Source organism: Enterobacter sp. JUb54 (assembly GCF_014298075.1).
GTDB classification, from domain to species: domain Bacteria; phylum Pseudomonadota; class Gammaproteobacteria; order Enterobacterales; family Enterobacteriaceae; genus Klebsiella; species Klebsiella lignicola.
Window position 1 is genome coordinate 1,575,133 of the sequence record NZ_CP060418.1, and the last position, 17,623, is coordinate 1,592,755.

General features: G+C 58.5%; 15 protein-coding genes. 7 read left to right on the top strand and 8 right to left on the bottom strand.

Annotated elements, in window-relative coordinates:
- Window positions 1-67: 67 nt before the first annotated feature.
- On the bottom strand, window positions 68-868 hold the full coding sequence (locus tag HF679_RS07230) for a YdcF family protein (protein WP_261802985.1): 801 nt from the start codon (window positions 866-868) through the stop codon (window positions 68-70).
- A 384-nt stretch (window positions 869-1,252) separates the two neighbouring features.
- Here HF679_RS07230 and HF679_RS07235 point away from each other — a divergent pair, with 384 nt between their 5' ends.
- Entirely contained in the window at window positions 1,253-2,578 is a 1,326-nt protein-coding gene (locus HF679_RS07235) for an MFS transporter (protein WP_123754137.1), read from the top strand.
- 70 nt (window positions 2,579-2,648) lie between these two features.
- Here the strand turns inward: HF679_RS07235 and HF679_RS07240 are convergent, their stop codons facing one another.
- From HF679_RS07240 to HF679_RS07265, 6 genes are read right to left on the bottom strand one after another with little or no spacing between them, the layout of a single operon-like run.
- Window positions 2,649-4,085, bottom strand: coding sequence for an amino acid permease (locus HF679_RS07240; protein ID WP_187042787.1), 1,437 nt, complete (start codon window positions 4,083-4,085; stop codon window positions 2,649-2,651).
- Window positions 4,086-4,095: 10 nt separating this feature from the next.
- On the bottom strand, window positions 4,096-5,091 hold the full coding sequence (astE, locus tag HF679_RS07245) for a succinylglutamate desuccinylase (protein WP_123754135.1): 996 nt from the start codon (window positions 5,089-5,091) through the stop codon (window positions 4,096-4,098).
- Window positions 5,092-5,101: 10 nt separating this feature from the next.
- Complete coding sequence (gene astB / locus HF679_RS07250; protein ID WP_187042788.1) at window positions 5,102-6,442, bottom strand: N-succinylarginine dihydrolase; 1,341 nt, start codon at window positions 6,440-6,442, stop codon at window positions 5,102-5,104.
- A gap of 22 nt (window positions 6,443-6,464) precedes the next feature.
- On the bottom strand, window positions 6,465-7,931 hold the full coding sequence (gene astD, locus HF679_RS07255) for a succinylglutamate-semialdehyde dehydrogenase (RefSeq protein WP_123754133.1): 1,467 nt from the start codon (window positions 7,929-7,931) through the stop codon (window positions 6,465-6,467).
- Window positions 7,922-8,944: an arginine N-succinyltransferase gene (astA, locus tag HF679_RS07260; protein WP_187043039.1), complete on the bottom strand. Its 1,023-nt coding sequence runs from the start codon at window positions 8,942-8,944 to the stop codon at window positions 7,922-7,924. The genes astD and astA overlap by 10 nt, the downstream gene beginning before the upstream one ends.
- Window positions 8,945-8,962: 18 nt before the next feature.
- Entirely contained in the window at window positions 8,963-10,168 is a 1,206-nt protein-coding gene (locus HF679_RS07265) for a bifunctional succinylornithine transaminase/acetylornithine transaminase (protein ID WP_123754131.1), read from the bottom strand.
- A gap of 527 nt (window positions 10,169-10,695) precedes the next feature.
- Here HF679_RS07265 and HF679_RS07270 point away from each other — a divergent pair.
- From HF679_RS07270 to HF679_RS07295, 6 genes are all read left to right on the top strand, one after another.
- Window positions 10,696-11,970, top strand: a complete 1,275-nt coding sequence (locus tag HF679_RS07270) for a Glu/Leu/Phe/Val family dehydrogenase (RefSeq protein WP_123754130.1) — start codon at window positions 10,696-10,698, stop codon at window positions 11,968-11,970.
- A 187-nt stretch (window positions 11,971-12,157) separates the two neighbouring features.
- On the top strand, window positions 12,158-12,589 hold the full coding sequence (locus HF679_RS07275) for a MarR family winged helix-turn-helix transcriptional regulator (protein WP_123754129.1): 432 nt from the start codon (window positions 12,158-12,160) through the stop codon (window positions 12,587-12,589).
- On the top strand, window positions 12,589-14,241 hold the full coding sequence (locus tag HF679_RS07280; protein WP_123754128.1) for an MFS transporter: 1,653 nt from the start codon (window positions 12,589-12,591) through the stop codon (window positions 14,239-14,241). The genes HF679_RS07275 and HF679_RS07280 overlap by 1 nt, the downstream gene beginning before the upstream one ends.
- Before the next feature lie 28 nt (window positions 14,242-14,269).
- The gene (locus HF679_RS07285) at window positions 14,270-15,355 is read left to right on the top strand and encodes an HlyD family secretion protein (RefSeq protein ID WP_123754127.1); all 1,086 of its coding nucleotides are present in this window, start codon (window positions 14,270-14,272) and stop codon (window positions 15,353-15,355) included.
- A complete protein-coding gene (locus tag HF679_RS07290; RefSeq protein WP_187042789.1) occupies window positions 15,352-16,731 on the top strand; it encodes an efflux transporter outer membrane subunit in 1,380 nt (459 codons plus the stop codon). Before HF679_RS07285 ends, HF679_RS07290 begins: the two co-directional genes overlap by 4 nt.
- Window positions 16,732-16,746: 15 nt before the next feature.
- Window positions 16,747-17,409 (top strand): O-methyltransferase, encoded by a 663-nt coding sequence (locus tag HF679_RS07295; protein WP_123754125.1) that lies wholly within the window; start codon window positions 16,747-16,749, stop codon window positions 17,407-17,409.
- Here HF679_RS07295 and HF679_RS07300 read toward each other — a convergent pair.
- A complete protein-coding gene (locus HF679_RS07300) occupies window positions 17,381-17,599 on the bottom strand; it encodes a hypothetical protein (RefSeq protein ID WP_187042790.1) in 219 nt (72 codons plus the stop codon). The two genes, HF679_RS07295 and HF679_RS07300, sit on opposite strands and share 29 nt — an antisense overlap.
- Between the last annotated feature and the right edge of the window lie 24 nt (window positions 17,600-17,623).

The following is a 17,623-nucleotide window of genomic DNA, read 5'->3' on the forward strand; positions in this document are numbered from 1 at the left end:
CCAGGAAATTACATTCTGGCAACAAGAGCTGCCCGTTTGCGAAAAAACGCTCGCAAACGGGCAGTCATCACGCCAGCGTGCGCGCCTGCAGCGCTTCAGTCAGCAGACTGTCTGCACGCAGACGTTCCCCGGCGGCAACGATCTGCGCCGGGATATCGACATGAACGATAAAGCCTTTACCACGCGGACCATAACCTTGCGGGTTATCCTGCAGGCGCGGCAGCTCTCCGAGGATCAGCGACAGGTAACGCCCGACCGGCCACACGCCATCAACCTCATGGCTAAATGCAACCCCCTGCGGCGTGTTGTACAGGCGCGGCGTAAAGCCCGGGGTACTGAACCACTGCGGAGCCGCCGCTGCGTCTTGCCAGATGCGGGCAAAGGTCGCCATGGTGCGTCGCTGCATGGTCGGGTCCTGAATCACTACGCCGCAACGCGGCACCATATCGCGCGCCTCAAGGGTCTGACGGGTAAATAGCGCGTTCTCACCGCAGTTGCTGGAGCGGTCTTCTACCACCAGCTGCTCCCGTGGAGTGTGCCAGAACTGATGCGCGATATCGGCGAGGATATGCGCTTCCGGGCGACCGTCCACCGGCAGCTCGCGATAGCGCGGATCCTGCTGTACCGCCTGATAGAGAAAAGATGTTGAATGGCCGATCCCCCCACTGATTAGCAGCGGCGCCCCGCTCTGTAACGCTAAGAGACAGGCGGTATCTATCGTTGGGATCACGGCATTACCCGCTAGAACCACTACATCTATAGCGGGCAGCGGTTGCTGCACACTGAAATCGTCAAGCGCCAACCATTGTCCCACAAGGTTAGCGGCCTCGAGTGTCTCTTCCGCGAGGGTTGGAAAATGCTCTGTCATACTCACTCCTTTTTATGACTACTTATTGGGTCCCGAGGTGTCACCACTTCGTAAACCCTTCCTGGGGCCATCGGTATATTGACGGCAATGTGTAACAAAAAAGAAATAACAAGAAACATCTAAAAATCATCGGGTTGCACCTGAATAACTCACCACGATGACGCCATTAAACAGCAGAAATACGCACAAGATAGAACAAACACCGTGTGATATAGGGCATAAAACCGCTGTTTTCACTCGATTAACTCGTCTGATGACTTGCTAAAAATAACACTCCACCCTAAGTTGCTTAACAATTACACAACCTTTTCTGGTGTCAGGTTGCACCTCAATCACCGCAGGTGCTACCTGGAACGTTACGTCCATGGCGGAGTCGAGTGAATAATGACAATACACGATAGCAGTACCACATCCATCCTTAAAAAAAACAAGAAGGTGCTGATTGCCAGTCTCACTGGTAGCGCCATCGAATGGTTCGACTATTTCCTCTATGGCACCGCGGCGGCGCTGGTGTTCAATAAGATTTTCTTTCCGATGGTCGACCCGGTCATCGGATTGATTCTCTCATGGCTTTCGTTCTCATTAACCTTCTTTATTCGCCCTATCGGAGGGGTGCTGTTCGCTCACATTGGAGATCGGATTGGACGTAAAAAAACGCTGGTACTGACGCTGTCATTGATGGGTGGCGCTACGGTGGCCATCGGACTGCTGCCCACCTATGAGATGATCGGCCTGTGGGCGCCGGCGCTGCTGATTACCCTACGTATCGTCCAGGGGATGGGGATCGGCGGCGAATGGGGCGGCGCCCTGCTGCTGGCTTACGAATATGCCCCGGAAAAGCGCAAAGGCTTTTTCGGCAGTATTCCGCAGGCTGGCGTCACCATCGGCATGCTGATGGCGACCTTTATCGTTTCTCTGATGACGCTGTTTAGCGAAGAGCAGTTCCTCTCCTGGGGCTGGCGTATTCCGTTCCTGTTAAGCTCGGTGCTGGTGCTGCTGGGCCTGTGGATCCGTAAAGATATCGATGAAACACCGGCCTTTAAGCAGGTCAAAAAATCTGGTCAGGTGGCGAAAGCGCCGCTGCGCGATACCCTCAAGTTCCACTGGCGCGAAGTGCTGATTGCCGCCGGTTTGAAAGTTGTCGAAACCGCCCCGTTCTATATCTTCTCGACCTTTATTGTCAGCTATGCCACCAACACCCTGACCTATCAAAAATCTCAGGCGCTGGAGGCCGTGACCCTTGGCGCGCTGGTGGCCACGGTGATGATCCCGCTGATGGGGCTGCTTTCCGATAAAATCGGCCGCCAGAAAATGTATTCCATTAGCGTGTTGCTGCTCGGGTTGTTTATCGTTCCGTGGTTCCTGCTACTGGATACCCAAACCACCTGGGGCATTGTGTTAGCCACGGTGATTGCTTTCGGCGTGCTGTGGGCGCCGGTAACCGCCGTACTGGGAACCCTGTGTTCGGAAATTTTCAGCGCCAACGTACGCTACACCGGGATTACGCTGGGCTATCAGCTTGGCGCGGCGCTGGCGGGCGGAACGGCTCCGCTTATCGCCACCGGACTGCTGGCGAAATATGACGGTGACTGGGTGCCGGTGGCATGGTATCTGAGCGGTACGGTGGTGATTTCGCTGATCGCTATCTTCTGCGCCAGCCGTCTGAAGCAGACCCCGGCAACCCCGGTTGCCCAGGCCGGTCAGCTGTAAAAAATCGATAATCAATGAAACAAACGCCGACAACAGTCCTGCTGTTGTCGGCGTTGCTCCAGGCGTAGCGCTAGACGTTGAGCCTCTCAAGCTGGCGTTGCCCTTCCCGCTTATGCTTGATCTTCCAGCACAGCCACAGCGCGATAAACCACAACGGCGTCGCCAGCAGCGCTTTCAGCGTGTCCGGGTCGAAAATCATGATGAAGATGGCGAAGGCGAAAAACAACAGGCTCACCCAGCTCATCACCACGCCCGCCGGCATCTTAAAGGTCGACTGCTGATGCAGATCCGGGCGCTTGTGGCGATACACCAGATAGGCCACCAGAATCATTCCCCAACTGAACACCACCATAATCGCCGCCAGCGTCGACACGATGGTGAACAGGGTCATCACGTTCGGCACCAGGAACAGCAGCAGCGTACCGCTGAGCATGCAGAAGCAGGAGAACAGCAGGCTGCGCACCGGGATCCGCGTGGAGCGAGACAGAATGCGGAACTGACCATGGGCGTGCTTTTCCACTGACAGACCGTACAGCATGCGGGTACTGGAGTAGACCCCGCTGTTGGCCGATGACATCGCCGAGGTTAGCGCCACAAAGTTGATCACCGCCGCCGCTGCCGGCAGCCCGGCGTTGGCAAACAGCGTCACGAAGGGGCTGGCATCCGGCGAGACGCCCGGCCAGGAGGCCACGGCAATAATCACCACCATCGACAGCAGATAAAAAATGATAATGCGCAGCGGTAGCGCGTTGATCGCCTTCGGTAAAATCTTCTGCGGGTCGCGGGTTTCGGCGGTCATGGTGCCGAGCAGTTCAATCCCGGTGAAGGAGAATATGGCTATCTGGAAACCGGCGAAGAACCCGGTAACGCCGTGCGGCATAAACACCGCCGGGTCGGTGATATGGTTCAGCGAGGCTTTCACCCCGTCCGGCGAGGTCCAGCCAATCGCGATCATCCACGCCCCGGTAATAATCAGCGCAATAATCGTAATCACCTTGATCAGCGCAAACCAGAACTCGGCCTCGCCAAACATTTTCACCGACAGCAGGTTAAACAGGAACAGGATCCCAAGGGTACTGAGCGCCGGCATCCAGGCCGACATCTCGGGAAACCAGTACTGCATGTAGCTGCCGCAGACCACCACGTCGGCGATGCAGGTCACCACCCAGCTCAGCCAGTAGGTCCAGCCCAGATAGAAGCTGGCCTGCGGGCCGAGATACTCGCCGACGAAATCGGCGAAGGAGCGATAGTCCATCCGGGTGAGCAGCACCTCACCCATCGCCCGCATCACCATATAGGTAAAGAAGCCCACCAGCACATAGATGACGAGGATCGAGGTCCCCGCTACGGCAATATTTCTTCCCGCCCCCATAAACAGGCCTGTCCCGATAGCCCCGCCCAGCGCAATCATCTGAATGTGCCGGGCGCCAAGGCCGCGTTTGAGCTGCGACGGGCGCTCCCCCTCGATGGCAGACGTGGTCTGCCCCTCGCGTTGATGTTGAGTCATGTCGATTCCTTCAGGCAGGCAAAGAAAGGCATGGCGCGGCAGACTTCAGTAACAAACCGGCACGTTGACCGGTCGCCACTCCCGCATTCGGAAATAAGATGTACGGCGCGTGAGCCTGAACCACCCACGTTCTTTCCGGCTGGCGGGCAATCTCATACCCGGCGGGCAGCGCGGTGAAGTTTTCAATTTTCGGATCCAGGTTGAGCGTGAAATCGCGATCGCTCTTGATGATGCTCTCCTGCACCAGAAAATAGTCCGCCGGCGCTTTCGCCCTCGCGGGCAGCGGCGCATCGGCAATCAGCGCGCGGATCGCCGTCTCGGTGGCGGCGAACAGCGCGAGGTCGTTCTCCCCGAACGGCATGACTTTACCCAACTCCAGCGTAGCGCTCTGCGCGCCAAACACCTCGCTGGTGAAGTGGGTAAAGGTGCCTCCCGGTTCGGTATGGCGCACGATGGCGTCCATTCCGCTGGCCTGCAACAGCTGGTAAAAATCAGCACCGTAATCGCCGTCGTGAGCCGGCAGCAGCGCAAACTGCCGGTAGCGCGAGCCGCGAATGGCGGTATGCAAATCCAGATGCTGGCGCGGAACCGCGCCCTGGCTGTCCGCCGTGGTAAAGAAGGCTTCCACGACGCTTTCCAGCTCCTGCGCGCGCCGCGACTCGTTACCCGGCGCCACGGCACGGTGCCGCCCGCCAAACAGGCGGTTCAGGTCGTAATGCCAGTAACGACGGCTGGCGCGCATCGCCGGCAGGTTGCCGAAGATCAGCAGCAGCGCATGCTGTAGCGGCTGCTGGCCTTCGCTCAGGCCGTGCATTACCTGCAGCAGGATCTCAATCGGTGCGGTTTCGTTACCGTGGATCCCCGCCGACACCACCGTGGCCTGGCTCCACGGCTTCACCGGCAGCAGCTGAAGCACGCCATCCGCCAGCCAGCGCGCCTCGATATCCGGCGGAAACGGCCAGCTCGACAGGCGACAGTGATGTAAATCGTTCACCCACTTTTCCATTGCAGGCCCCTTAGCGCTGGAAGTCATAGACCGACCCCAGACCTAAAATTTGCGTCAGTTCATCGAGGGCCTGGTACACCTCGCCCAGCAGCTGCGGGTCGCCAAGGTCGCGAGCGTGCAGCCGGTCACGGTAGTGTTTTTCAACCCAGCGGGTAAGTTGCTGATAACGCTCATCATTCATCAGGCTCTGGGGGTTAACCGCCGCCAGTTCGCGATGGTTGAGCACCACCCGCAAACGCAGACACGCCGGGCCACCGCCGTTACGCATACTTTCGCGCAGGTCGAATACCGCCACTTCATTAATAGGTGAAGCGCTGTCGCTGACCAGCCCGCTCAGATACTGACAGACGTTGCTGCGCTGGCGGCACTCTTCCGGCACCACGATCAACATTTTGCCGTCCGCCTTACTCAGAAGCTGGCTATTGAACAGGTAGGAGGCCACGGTATCGTCGAGGCTGACCTGCGCCTGCGGCACTTCAACGCTGGTAAACGGAATATCCAGCCGCGCGGTCTTCTCCCGCAGCTGATCCAGCACTGCCTGCTGATTTAAAAAGGCATGCTGGTGGTGGAACAGCACGTGACGGTTGCTGACCGCAATGACGTCGTTATGGAACACGCCGCGGTCGATAGCCGCCGGGTCCTGCTGGGCGAAAACGGTATAGTCCGGGTTCAGCTGATGCAGCCGGGCGATGGCCTGGCTGGCCTCCAGGGTTTGACGGGCCGGATATTTCACCGGCGCAACGCCGCCGCTGGCGCGCTTGCCGTAGACAAAAAACTGGACGCCCTGGCGATCATAGTCGCGACAAAAACGGTTGTGGTTAGCCGCGCCTTCATCCCCCAGATACTCATGCTGCGGCAGCGCGGCGTGGTGGCTGAAGCAGGTTTCATCAGCAAAGGTGGCACGCAGAATGGCCGCGGTGGTCGGTGCTTCCTGCGAGCGATGCAGTTTGTTGTTCAGGTTGGCGACCGTAAAATGCAGCTTGCCGTCGGCGCTGTCGGCGGAAGGCGATACCGTCGCGGCGTTGGCGGTCCACATCGATGACGCAGAGCTAAACGCCGACAGCAGCTGCGGCGCTTGTGCCGCGGCGCTCTGGATAACCTCGGCGTCGCTGCCCTGGAAACCCAGAGCGCGCAGCGCGGTCATATTCGGTCGCGGCTGCGGCGGTAAAATCCCCTGAATGAAGCCCTTATCCGCCAGGGTTTTCATTTTAAACAGCCCCTGCAACGCCGCTTTCTTCGGGTTCGACTCCCCGTCACGGTTGTTTTGCGAGGCTTCGTTACCGACCGACAGCCCGGCGTAGTGGTGCGTTGGCCCGACCAGGCCATCAAAATTAGCTTCAAAACCAGACATAGTGTCCTCTCAGGATCCGTTATCAGAATGGCAGGCCAGGCGACGTGGTCGCCGGCAGCGTCAGCGTGTCACTGACCAACGAGGCCATCGGCCAGGCGCAGTAATCGGCGGCATACCACGCCGAGGCACGATGGTTGCCCGAGGCGCCCACGCCGCCAAACGGCGCTTTACTGGAGGCGCCGGTCAGCGGCTTGTTCCAGTTGACGATCCCGGCCCGCGCCTCATCGGCAAAGCGTTCAAACAGCGCCGGGTCGGCGGAGATCAGCCCCGCCGCCAGCCCGTAACGGGTGGCGTTGGCAATGCGTATCGCCTCCTCAAACGCGTCGTAGCGGATAACGGTCAGCAGCGGACCGAAGTACTCTTCATCAGGAACATCAATCCCGGTGACGTCGATAATGCCCGGCGTTAATACCGTCGATTGCGGGTCCGGCTGCTGCATGCGCAGCAACACCGTTGCCCCCAGTCCGGCCAGCTTGTCCTGCGCCGCCAGCATCCCCTGCGCCGCCGTCAGCGAGATCACTCCGCCCATAAACGGCTGCGGCTCGGCATCCCATTTGCCAGCCCGGATACGGGCGCTGGCCTCAACCAACCGCTGCAGCAGCGCATCACCCTCGGCACCCCGCGGGACCAGCAGCCGACGCGCGCAGGTGCAGCGCTGCCCGGCAGAGATAAAGGCCGACTGAATAATCACATTCAGCGCCGCGTCGTTGTCGGCCACGTCGGCGACGATCAGCGCGTTATTGCCGCCCATCTCCAGCGCCAGCATTTTCTCCGGCTGGCCGCCGAGGTAACGGTGGAAATGGAACCCGACCGAAGCGCTACCGGTAAACAGCACGCCGTCGATATCCCGGTTTTCCAGCAGCGCCTGGCCGGTCTCTTTGCCACCCTGAATCAGGTTGATCACCCCGTCCGGGATCCCGGCCTGCTGCCACAGCTGCACCGTCAGTTCTGCGGTAGCCGGTGTCAGTTCGCTCGGCTTGAAGACCACGGTATTGCCGGCAATCAGCGCCGGAATAATGTGGCCGTTCGGCAGATGACCGGGGAAGTTATAGGGGCCAAACACCGCCATTACGCCGTGCGGCTTATGGCGCAGCAGCGCTTTGCCGTCCGGCATCGCCGTTTCGCGCTGGCCGGTACGTTCGTGGTAAGCCTCAATCGAGATCCCGGCTTTGCCGATCATCGCCTGCACTTCGGTGCGGGTTTCCCACAGCGGTTTGCTGGTTTCACGGGAAATCAACGTCGCCAGCTGCTCTTTTTCGCTCTCCAGCAGTGCCGCAAAGCGCTGAACACAGGCAATACGTTCGGTCACTGGCCGGTGGGACCAGGCGTAAAAGGCACCACGGGCGGCGCTGCAGGCGGCCTGAACATCCGCCGCACCCGCGCTGGCGGCCTGCCATAACAGCGACTGGTCTTCTGGCGCCAGCTTCGTCAGCAGCGCGCCGGCGCCCTGCAACCATTGTCCTGCGATAAACTGTGCATTTAGCGCCATGATGTTCTTGCCTCCGGGTGTAAAGTCACCGCATGGACCCGCTCGGAATCATTGACCGCCAGCGCATCCAGCATGGATTGGTTAAGTTCAGGTTGGTCTTCCGGCGATAGCAGCACCGCGCGGAACTGGGCAAACTGGTTATTGGCGACAATCAGCGGCGACGACCCCGAGGCCTTCAGCTGCAGCGCCGGAATGAACTGGCTCTCGCTGACCGCTCTGATGGCGTCGGTTTCCGCCTCCAGCACCGGGCCGGCATCGAAAATATCCACCGATCCTCGCCAGCTGAATCCCTCTTTTTCCAGAATCGCCCGCGCCGGTGAGGTGTTGGCATGCACTTCACCAATCACCGCCCGGGCGTTTTCCGGCAGCAGCGACACGTAGATCGGGTACGCCGGCATCAGCTCGGCAATAAAGGTCTTCATGCCGGTGCCGGTCAGACGGTCGGCGTCGGCGAAGGGAATGTCGAAAAAGTGGTGCCCCAGCGCATCCCAGAACGGCGAATTGCCCTGCTCGTCGCTGCGTCCGCGCAGCTCAGCAAACAGATGAGGCGAAAACAGTTCGCGGAAGGCGGCGATAAATAAGAAGCGCGCCTTAGATAAGAACAGACCGTTGCGGTTTTTCTGGTATTCCGGGTCTAGGAACAGCGTACACAGCTCGCTGTGACCGGTATGGTCATAGCTAAGGTTGAGCAGCTCCTGGTTTTTATAGACCCCCAGCTCTTTCGAGGCGCGGACGGTGCGCTGCAGGCGGAAATTGTAAAACGGCTCATCCAGCCCCACCGCCACTTCGATAGCGCTGACGCCCACCACCCGACCGGCGTGGGTATCTTCCAGCACAAACAGAAAGCCCTGCTGGCCGCGCGACAGCTTGCCGTCAAAGGTTTCCACGCTGCGCTGGATCCGTGCGGCCAGCCGCACGGGATCGTTGGGTAACGAGGTCATACCGACACCCGCCCGCGACGCGAGGCGGATAATATCGTCGAGGTCATTTTCCCGAACGGGACGAAATAGCATCATAAACCGTCTCCCGGATCAGGCTGTCAGGCGGGCGACGGCGCGCTCAAGGCGCACAAAAGCCTCCTCAATATCCGCCAGCGGAATATTGAGCGCCGGTGCAAAGCGCAGCACGTCCGGCCCGGCGATCAGCGCAATCAGCCCCTCTTCCGCCGCGAGGTTAGTCAGCGTTTTGGCCTGACCGCGCAGGTGGCTGGCAAGCTCGGCGCCAATCAACAGCCCCATTCCGCGCACCGCGCTGAAGAGATCGTAACGCGCGTTCAGGGCATTCAGTTTTTCGACGATGAGATCGTGACGAACGTTGACCCCGGCCAGCAGTTCGCTATCCATCTGCGCCAGCACGCCGTTGGCGACCGTTGCCGCCAGCGGGTTACCGCCAAAGGTGGTGCCGTGAGTGCCCGGCTGGAAAACCTGCGCCCACGCCTCTTTAGTCAGCATCGCGCCAATCGGGAAGCCGCCACCAAGCCCTTTCGCGCTGGTGAGAATATCCGGGATCACATTGTAGTGCTGGTAGGCATAGAGCGACCCGGTACGTCCGGCACCGGTCTGTACCTCATCAAAAATCAGCGTGACGTCGTGCTGGTCGCACAGCTCGCGCAGCACCTGCAGGAATGCCGGGTCAGCCGGTCTCACGCCGCCTTCCCCGATAATCGGCTCGACGATCACCGCGCAGGTGCGGTCCGAGATCGCGGCTTTCACGGCGGCAATGTCGTTATACGGCAGATGGGTAATGTCCTGCGGCAGCGGCGCGTAATCACAGGAGTATTTTGGCTGACCGCCGACCGTCACGGTAAACAGGGTGCGGCCGTGGAAGGCATTCTGGAAGGCGATGATTTCGCTTTTATCGGGACCACATTTATCGTGGGCGTATTTACGCGCCAGCTTCAGCGCCGCTTCGTTGGCTTCCGCACCGGAGTTGCAGAAGAACACTTTGTCGGCAAAGGTAGATTCCACCAGCGTTTTGGCCAGCTGCAGTACCGGCTCGTTGGTGTAGCCGTTACCGATGTGCCACAGGTTATCGAGCTGCGACTTTAGCGCCGCCACCAGCGCCGGGTTAGCATGACCGAGTGAATTGACGGCAATCCCGCCCGCCAAATCGATATAGTCTTTCCCCTGCTGATCCCAAACGGTTGAACCCGCCGCCTTCACCGGAATAAAAGGAGCCGGGGCAAAACAGGGCACCATATACGCATTAAAATCTTCACGAGTCATACAGCCTGACATAACAATTCTCCGGAACGATGACTGGCCTGAATTTATTGACCAGTCAGGGGTGGTCGACATTAACAATTCCCCGGCCCTGATTTGATGACGAGCGCGCCCGTTACGATGAATGTAAATTCACCGCAATCAAATAAAGCCTTTTTATATTTGTGGGTATTTGTTAATTCACAGTTAATACCTTGTGTGTTGCGTGTTCTCATGCTGGACCGGGACACACAATAAAGTCAATACACCCACCTGCATTTTATTCACTTTTTGATAGCTATCAAGATAATGATAAATATGGAAAAATTATTTGCCTATTCACTTAACTGCATAAAATATGCATATCGATGCACGATATGGCGGTACTTTGCCGTGCTTATTTATGCAATCAAAAAACCAAAATTCTAACAAAAATGTAAAATTCGCAACGGCGGTCAAATACCGGTTTATAAAATTGGTGATAAGATTCATTGCACAGAGTTTACTGCTGTATGTATTCCACGGTTTTACACGAAACAAAAAACATTAAGAACAGGACTCTTATGGAAAAGTTATCTTACGCATCTGAAAGTACTACATCTCCATGGACAACCTACCTGCGCCAAATCGACCGCGTCGCGCCTTACCTGGGCGATCTCGCCTACTGGGTTGAAACCCTACGCCACCCGAAACGCGCGCTGATCGTCGATATCCCGGTGCAGATGGATGATGGCTCCATCCGCCATTTCGAAGGTTATCGCGTACAGCACAATCTATCGCGTGGACCGGGTAAAGGTGGTGTTCGCTACCATCCAGATGTAGACCTGAATGAAGTGATGGCACTTTCTGCCTGGATGACCATCAAGTGTGCCGCAGTCAATATTCCGTATGGCGGAGCCAAGGGCGGCGTGCGCGTTGACCCGTTCAGCCTGTCCGAAGGCGAACTGGAACGCCTGACCCGCCGTTATACCAGTGAGATCGGTTTGATTATCGGGCCGCAGAAAGATATCCCGGCGCCGGACGTCGGCACCAACGGTAAAGTGATGGCGTGGATGATGGACACCTACTCCATGAATCATGGCACCACTATTACCGGCGTGGTCACCGGCAAGCCGATTCACCTCGGCGGTTCGCTGGGTCGTGAAAAAGCCACCGGTCGCGGCGTCTTTATTAGCGGTCGTGAAGTGGCTGGTCGTTTCGGGATTGAAATCGAAGGCGCGAAAGTGGCCCTGCAGGGCTTCGGTAACGTCGGTAGCGAAGCAGCCCGTCTGTTTGCTGGCGTCGGCGCTCGCATCGTTGTGATCCAGGACCATACCGCCACTCTGTATAACGAAGGCGGCATTGATATGGCGGCCCTGACCGCATGGCAGGCCGAGAAGAAACAGATTGCCGGATTCCCGGGCGCCCGTGAAATCGATAAAGATGATTTCTGGACCACCCAGATGGATATTCTGATCCCTGCCGCCCTGGAAGGCCAGATCACGCGCGAACGTGCCGAGAAGCTGACCTGTAAGCTGGTGCTGGAAGGGGCAAACGGCCCGACCTATCCGGAAGCGGATGATGTGCTGGCCGAGCGCGGCGTGGTCGTGGTGCCGGACGTTATCTGTAACGCCGGCGGCGTGACCGTCAGCTACTTCGAGTGGGTGCAGGACATGGCGAGCTTCTTCTGGAGCGAAGAAGAGATCAACGCCAAAATGGACCGTATCATGACCGATGCGACCATCCACGTGTGCGAAAAAGCGTCTGAGAAAGAGTGTTCTCTGCGCACGGCGGCCTATATCGTGGCCTGTGAACGCATCCTGATGGCGCGTAAAGATCGCGGTATCTATCCGGGTTAAGTTCTTCCGTTGATCAATGCCCGGGCCATGGCCCGGGCTTTTTTTTGCCCGCAGTGGTTGCGTATTCCTCTTGCTAAGCACACGCAGCGTTAACCATTTTTTAGCCTCTCCCTTGAATTTCTCTTTCTATCAGGAATAGAATCATTAGAGCTCTAACTATTTTATAATTACCTGATGTCAAGACACTATGGATAACCGGCAGCTTACCTTTTCCCATCTCCTGTATCTCACGGCCCACCACTGGCGGCTGGCGGTCAATCGTCGCTTAAAAGACCTCGGTATGAGCCAGGCGAGCTGGGTCGCAGTTGCGGCCATTGCCCGCAACGCAGATCCGCTCTCGCAAATTGAGCTTGCCCAGGAGCTTGGCGTAGAAAGCGCCACCGTGGTCCCGCTGGTCAATCGCCTTGTCGAACAGGGGCTGGTCGAGCGCGTCATCACCGAGCGCGATAAACGCAAGCGTCTGCTGGTCGCCACGGAAAAAGGACTTGAGGTCTATCTCCAGGTCAAAGCCGTTGCGGACGCGTTGCGCGAAGAGATCCTCAGCACCCTCACTGCCGAGGAGCGCGAGCAAACCCAGCGGGTGCTGGAAAAACTGCTGCGCGAGGTGGAGAAAAAGTAATGCCACGTCGCAAGAGTAACCCCTATGTGCCTCACGAGTGGGCAGCGCACGAAAAACCCGCCCTGCTCGGTTCGCCGTCAACGCCCATTCACAGCCCCCCAAAACGTGTTGCCTACGGTATTGTCGGGCTGCTGGTCTGCCTGACCGGCGCACTGGGTAATGCGGTGGTCACCGCTAACCTGCAAAACCTGCAGGGTACTTTCGCCGCCTGGTCGACGGAGATAGCCTGGCTGCCAGCCGTTTACGTTATGACTAACGTATCGATCAACCTGCTGCTGGTGAAATTTCGCCAGCAGTTCGGCCTGCGCGCCTTTACTGAAGGCTTCCTGGTGCTGTATGTCCTGGTGACCTTTTTCCACCTTTTCGTTAACGATCTCAGCTCGGCTATCATGGTCCGGGCCGCCCACGGCATGGTGGCAGCGGCGCTTAGCTCGTTGGGTATCTACTATCAGGTTCAGGCCTGGCCCGCCCGCCATCGTCTGAAAGCGCTGACCATTGGCATTACCGGATCGTCACTGGCCATCCCTATTGCTCGCCTGTTCTCCACCGAGCTGCTACAGATCGATGAATGGCGCGGGCTCTACTTTTTTGAGCTGGGGCTGGCACTGATCTCGCTTGCCTGCGTGATCGCCCTGAAGCTGCCGCCCAGCGATCGCCAAAAAGTGTTTGAGAAAAAGGATTTCATCACCTTTATGCTGCTGGCACCCGGCATGGCACTGGTCTGCGCCGTCCTCTCGCTGGGGCGTCTTGACTGGTGGTTTGAAGCCCCGTGGATTGGCTGGTCGTTAGCCGGCGCGGTGGTGCTTATTGTTTCGGCTATCGTCTTTGAGCACAACCGAAGCAACCCGCTGCTTAACACACACTGGCTTTCCAGCGGCAGTATCCTGCGCCTGGGACTGATTATGCTGTTGATCCGTATCGTGCTTGCGGAGCAAAACACCGGGGTTATCGGTTGGCTACAGTATGCAGGCCTGCAAAACGAGCAGATGAACACCCTCGCGTGGTCGATTTTCGCCGGTATTCTCAGTGGGATTGTTGCCAGCTGCCTGACCCTGAATCCGCAGCGGCTCTACTGGCCTATCGCCACCGCGCTGGCGTTTATCATGGTCGCCTCGCTGCTCGACAGCCAGTCCACTATTCTGACCCGTCCGGAGCAGCTGATGTTCAGCCAGTTCTTGCTCGGCTTCGGCAGCGCCTTTTTCCTTGCCCCGGCGATGCTGGCGGGGATCGGCGGCGTCATTGCCGACCCGCGTAACCTGGTGAGTTTTTCGGTGCTGTTTGGCATGAGCCAGAACATCGGCGGACTGCTCGGCTCGGCAATACTCGGGACCTTCCAGACCTGGCGGGAGAAATTTCACTCCAGCCAGTTGGCCGACCAGTTGACCACGCTGAATCCGTTGATTACCGAGCGCCTGCAGCAATATAGCCAACTGTATCAAAACCAGATTGGCGACAGCACCTTGTTGAGCGTACAGGCCAGCACGCTGCTGCAAAACGCCTCGACGCTGCAGGCTAATATTCTTGCCTACAATGATACCTATCTTCTGACCGCGGCGATTTCCGCCGGAACGCTTATTTGGGTGTTCTGGCGGTTGATAAGACTGCGTATTACCGCCCATATCGCGCTGAAACGCGCAACGGGAAGCAAATAACACTGATAATTTTTACTCTGGAGTCGTTATGAGTCAGCAGGATGCGGCCAGGCAACAGGCCAACACCCGCAACAATATCCGCGTAGTATCCATTTTTACCGCCGCCGCCATCGGCCTCATCGGCGTACTTGTGATTTTATACGCCTGGCAGCTGCCGCCGTTTACCCGGCACAGTCAGTTTACCGATAACGCCTATGTTCGCGGGCAAACTACCTTTATCAGCCCTCAGGTCAGTGGCTATGTGACGGCTGTGAACGTGCAGGATTTTGATTACGTTAAGCCGGGACAGGTACTGTTCCAGATTGATGATCGGATCTACAAACAGCGCGTTCATCAGGCGCAGGCGACGCTGGCGATGAAAGAGGCGGCGTTAAACAACAACCTTCAGCAACGCAAAAGTGCGGAGGCGGTCATTCAGCGCAATGAAGCCGCGCTGCAAAATGCCCGTGCGCAGAACCAGAAAAACCAGGCGGACTTAAAGCGCGTTCAGGATTTGACCGCCGACGGATCGTTATCCATTCGCGAACGCGATTCCGCCAGGGCCAGCGCGGCGCAGGGTACCGCCGATATCGAACAGGCAAAGGCGACGCTGGAGATGTCACGCCAGGATCGGCAATCGACTATCGTTAACCGCGATGCGCTGGAGGCCGATGTTGCCAGCGCTCATGCCGCGCTGGAGCTGGCGGAGATCGACCTGAACAACACCCGGATCGTCGCGCCCACCGCCGGCCAGCTCGGACAGATTTCAGTACGCCTCGGTGCCTACGTCAGTTCCGGCACCCACTTAACCTCGCTGGTGCCGCCGCAGCACTGGGTGATTGCGAATATGAAAGAGACTCAACTGGCGCAAATTCGTATCGGCCAGGCCGCGACCTTTAGCGTTGATGCGCTAAACGGCGAAACGTTCAACGGCACCGTTCAGAGCATCTCCCCGGCGACCGGGGTTGAATTCAGCGCGATTTCCCCGGATAACGCCACCGGTAACTTCGTCAAAATCGCACAGCGAATTCCGGTGCGTATCGCCGTAAATGAGGGGCAGAAGAACAGCACCCGGCTGCGTCCTGGGATGTCGGTGCAGGTCACTATTGATACTCGTGAGGGAGCGCAGCCATGATTCGCCCGCTCACCCTCGCGCTGGCGCTCGCTCTGCTCGGCTGTCAATCAGCGGACGTTCAGCGTGCCGAGCCGTCATTACAGATCCCGGCCGCCTGGCGCGCTGATATCGGGCCAGCCAGTACGGTTGAAGGTGTATGGTGGCGCAACTTTCACGACAGCCAGCTTAACCACTATGTTGATCAGGCGCTACGCTACAACAGCGATGTCCTGATCGCCCGCGAACGGGTTAACGAGTATCAGGCCCGGGCCTATGCCGCCGACAGCACGCTGTTTCCGTCGCTGGATGCCGGACTGACCGGCACTCGCGCGCGGGCGCAGTCTGCGGCAACCGGCCTGCCCATACACAGTACGGTCTATAAAGGTGGATTAACCGCCAGCTATGATGTGGATCTCTGGGGAGCTAACCGCAGCGCCGCCAGCGCCGCACAGGCGAGCCTGGAGGCGCAAAAAGCCGCCGCTGCGGCCGCCGATCTCACCGTCGCCACTTCGGTGGCCGTGGGATATCTGACCCTGCTATCGCTGGACGATCAGCTGCAGGTGACGCAGCAGACGCTGAAATCGCGTGAAGATGCCTACAAGCTGGCCAAACGCCAGTTTGAGACCGGCTATACGTCGCGGCTGGAATTAATGCAGGCCGACTCGGAACTGCGTTCGACACGCTCGCAGATCCCGCCGCTACAGCATCAGATTGCGCAACAGGAGAATGCCCTGAGCGTGCTGATCGGTAGTAACCCCGGCAACATTAAGCGGCAAGCGTTCGCCCAACTGACACCCCTCGTCCTGCCATCGCAGCTGCCGTCTACGCTACTGAACCGTCGACCGGATATCGTCCAGGCCCAGCGGCAACTGATTGCCGCCGATGCGACGCTCGCCTCATCACAGGCGCAGTTGCTGCCGTCGCTCAATTTGACCGCCACCGGGAGCCTGCAGGACCGGACGTTGCCAGACCTGCTCGATAACCCGCTCCGGCTCTGGAGCGTCGGCGGCAGTATTCTCGCCCCGCTGCTCAACCGACAGGCGCTGAATGCTCAGGTTGATGTGTCGATGGCGCAGCGCAACCAGGCGCTGTACGGTTATGAGAAAACGGTGCGCGGTGCATTTCGGGAAGTAAATGACAGCCTTGATGCCATCACCCGCTATGGCGAGCAGTTAACCGAATTACTCAGCCAGCAGGAGGTTGCGCAGGAAACGCTACGTATTGCGCAGAACCGCTACCGCAACGGCTACTCCTCATATCTTGACGTACTGGATGCCCAGCGGACGCTGTTCGCCACGCAGATTAGCGTTGTGCAGGTGAAGAACAACCTGCTGTTGACGCAGGTGGATTTGTACCGGGCACTGGGAGGTGGCTGGTCTGACTCATCAGGGACGTAACGCAGGAAATCGTTTATGCAACAAAAATGGTCTGCTGTAGATAGCTATCTTGTTAATGCGTTAATTCCTGACGACCCGGTGCTCGCTCAGGTGCTGGAAAACAACCAACGCGCCGGACTGCCCGCGTTCGACGTTGCCGCCAACCAGGGTCAATTTCTGGCGCTGTTGATCCGTATGGTACGTGCCCGCCGGGTCCTGGAAATTGGCACGCTCGGCGGTTACAGCACCATCTGGATGGCCCGCGAGCTGCCTGAAGATGGCACTTTGCTGACGCTGGAGGCCGATCCACATCATGCCGCGGTGGCGCGGGAAAACCTCCGCCTGGCAGGCGTGGCCGACCGGGTCACGCTGCGGGAAGGTCCGGCGCTGCAAACCCTGGAATCCCTCGGCGACTGTCCTGCGTTCGATGTGATTTTTATCGATGCGGATAAACCCAGTAACCCCGATTATCTGCGCTGGGCCCTGCGCTATTCCCGGCCGGGAACGCTGATTATCGGCGATAACGTGGTGCGTGATGGTGAGGTGGTGAACCCCCACAGCGACGACGATCGCGTGCAGGGGGTACGGCGTTTTATCGAGATGATGGCCAGCGACCCGCGCCTGACGGTCACGGCGCTGCAAACCGTTGGCAGCAAAGGCTGGGACGGCTTCACCCTGGCGTGGGTGAACGCTCGGTAACCTTGCCCCGGAGGCGGTGCTTCGCACCTGTCCGGGCTACAGGCCAACGCAGCACCCGTAGCCCGGTCAGCGCAGCGCCACCGGAGAAAGTGCGCAGGTTGCTGGCACCGCTGAAGCACAACGCCTCAATCATCCAGCGGATCTCCTGCACTTCCTCATCACCACGCGCCCCGGAGGCGGTGCTTCGCACCTGTCCGGGCTACAGGCCAACGCA

Excerpts from the sequence above, each read along its gene's own strand:
- HF679_RS07270 (WP_123754130.1), top strand. The coding sequence starts at position 10,696 with ATGGAAAAGTTATCTTACGCATCTGAAAGTACTACATCTCCATGGACA.
- astD (WP_123754133.1), bottom strand. The coding sequence starts at position 7,931 with ATGGCGCTAAATGCACAGTTTATCGCAGGACAATGGTTGCAGGGCGCC.
- HF679_RS07290 (WP_187042789.1), top strand. The coding sequence starts at position 15,352 with ATGATTCGCCCGCTCACCCTCGCGCTGGCGCTCGCTCTGCTCGGCTGT.
- HF679_RS07275 (WP_123754129.1), top strand. The coding sequence starts at position 12,158 with ATGGATAACCGGCAGCTTACCTTTTCCCATCTCCTGTATCTCACGGCC.
- HF679_RS07265 (WP_123754131.1), bottom strand. The coding sequence starts at position 10,168 with ATGTCAGGCTGTATGACTCGTGAAGATTTTAATGCGTATATGGTGCCC.
- astA (WP_187043039.1), bottom strand. The coding sequence starts at position 8,944 with ATGCTATTTCGTCCCGTTCGGGAAAATGACCTCGACGATATTATCCGC.
- HF679_RS07235 (WP_123754137.1), top strand. The coding sequence starts at position 1,253 with ATGACAATACACGATAGCAGTACCACATCCATCCTTAAAAAAAACAAG.
- astE (WP_123754135.1), bottom strand. The coding sequence starts at position 5,091 with ATGGAAAAGTGGGTGAACGATTTACATCACTGTCGCCTGTCGAGCTGG.
- HF679_RS07280 (WP_123754128.1), top strand. The coding sequence starts at position 12,589 with ATGCCACGTCGCAAGAGTAACCCCTATGTGCCTCACGAGTGGGCAGCG.
- HF679_RS07240 (WP_187042787.1), bottom strand. The coding sequence starts at position 4,085 with ATGACTCAACATCAACGCGAGGGGCAGACCACGTCTGCCATCGAGGGG.
- HF679_RS07230 (WP_261802985.1), bottom strand. The coding sequence starts at position 868 with ATGACAGAGCATTTTCCAACCCTCGCGGAAGAGACACTCGAGGCCGCT.
- HF679_RS07285 (WP_123754127.1), top strand. The coding sequence starts at position 14,270 with ATGAGTCAGCAGGATGCGGCCAGGCAACAGGCCAACACCCGCAACAAT.
- HF679_RS07295 (WP_123754125.1), top strand. The coding sequence starts at position 16,747 with ATGCAACAAAAATGGTCTGCTGTAGATAGCTATCTTGTTAATGCGTTA.
- astB (WP_187042788.1), bottom strand. The coding sequence starts at position 6,442 with ATGTCTGGTTTTGAAGCTAATTTTGATGGCCTGGTCGGGCCAACGCAC.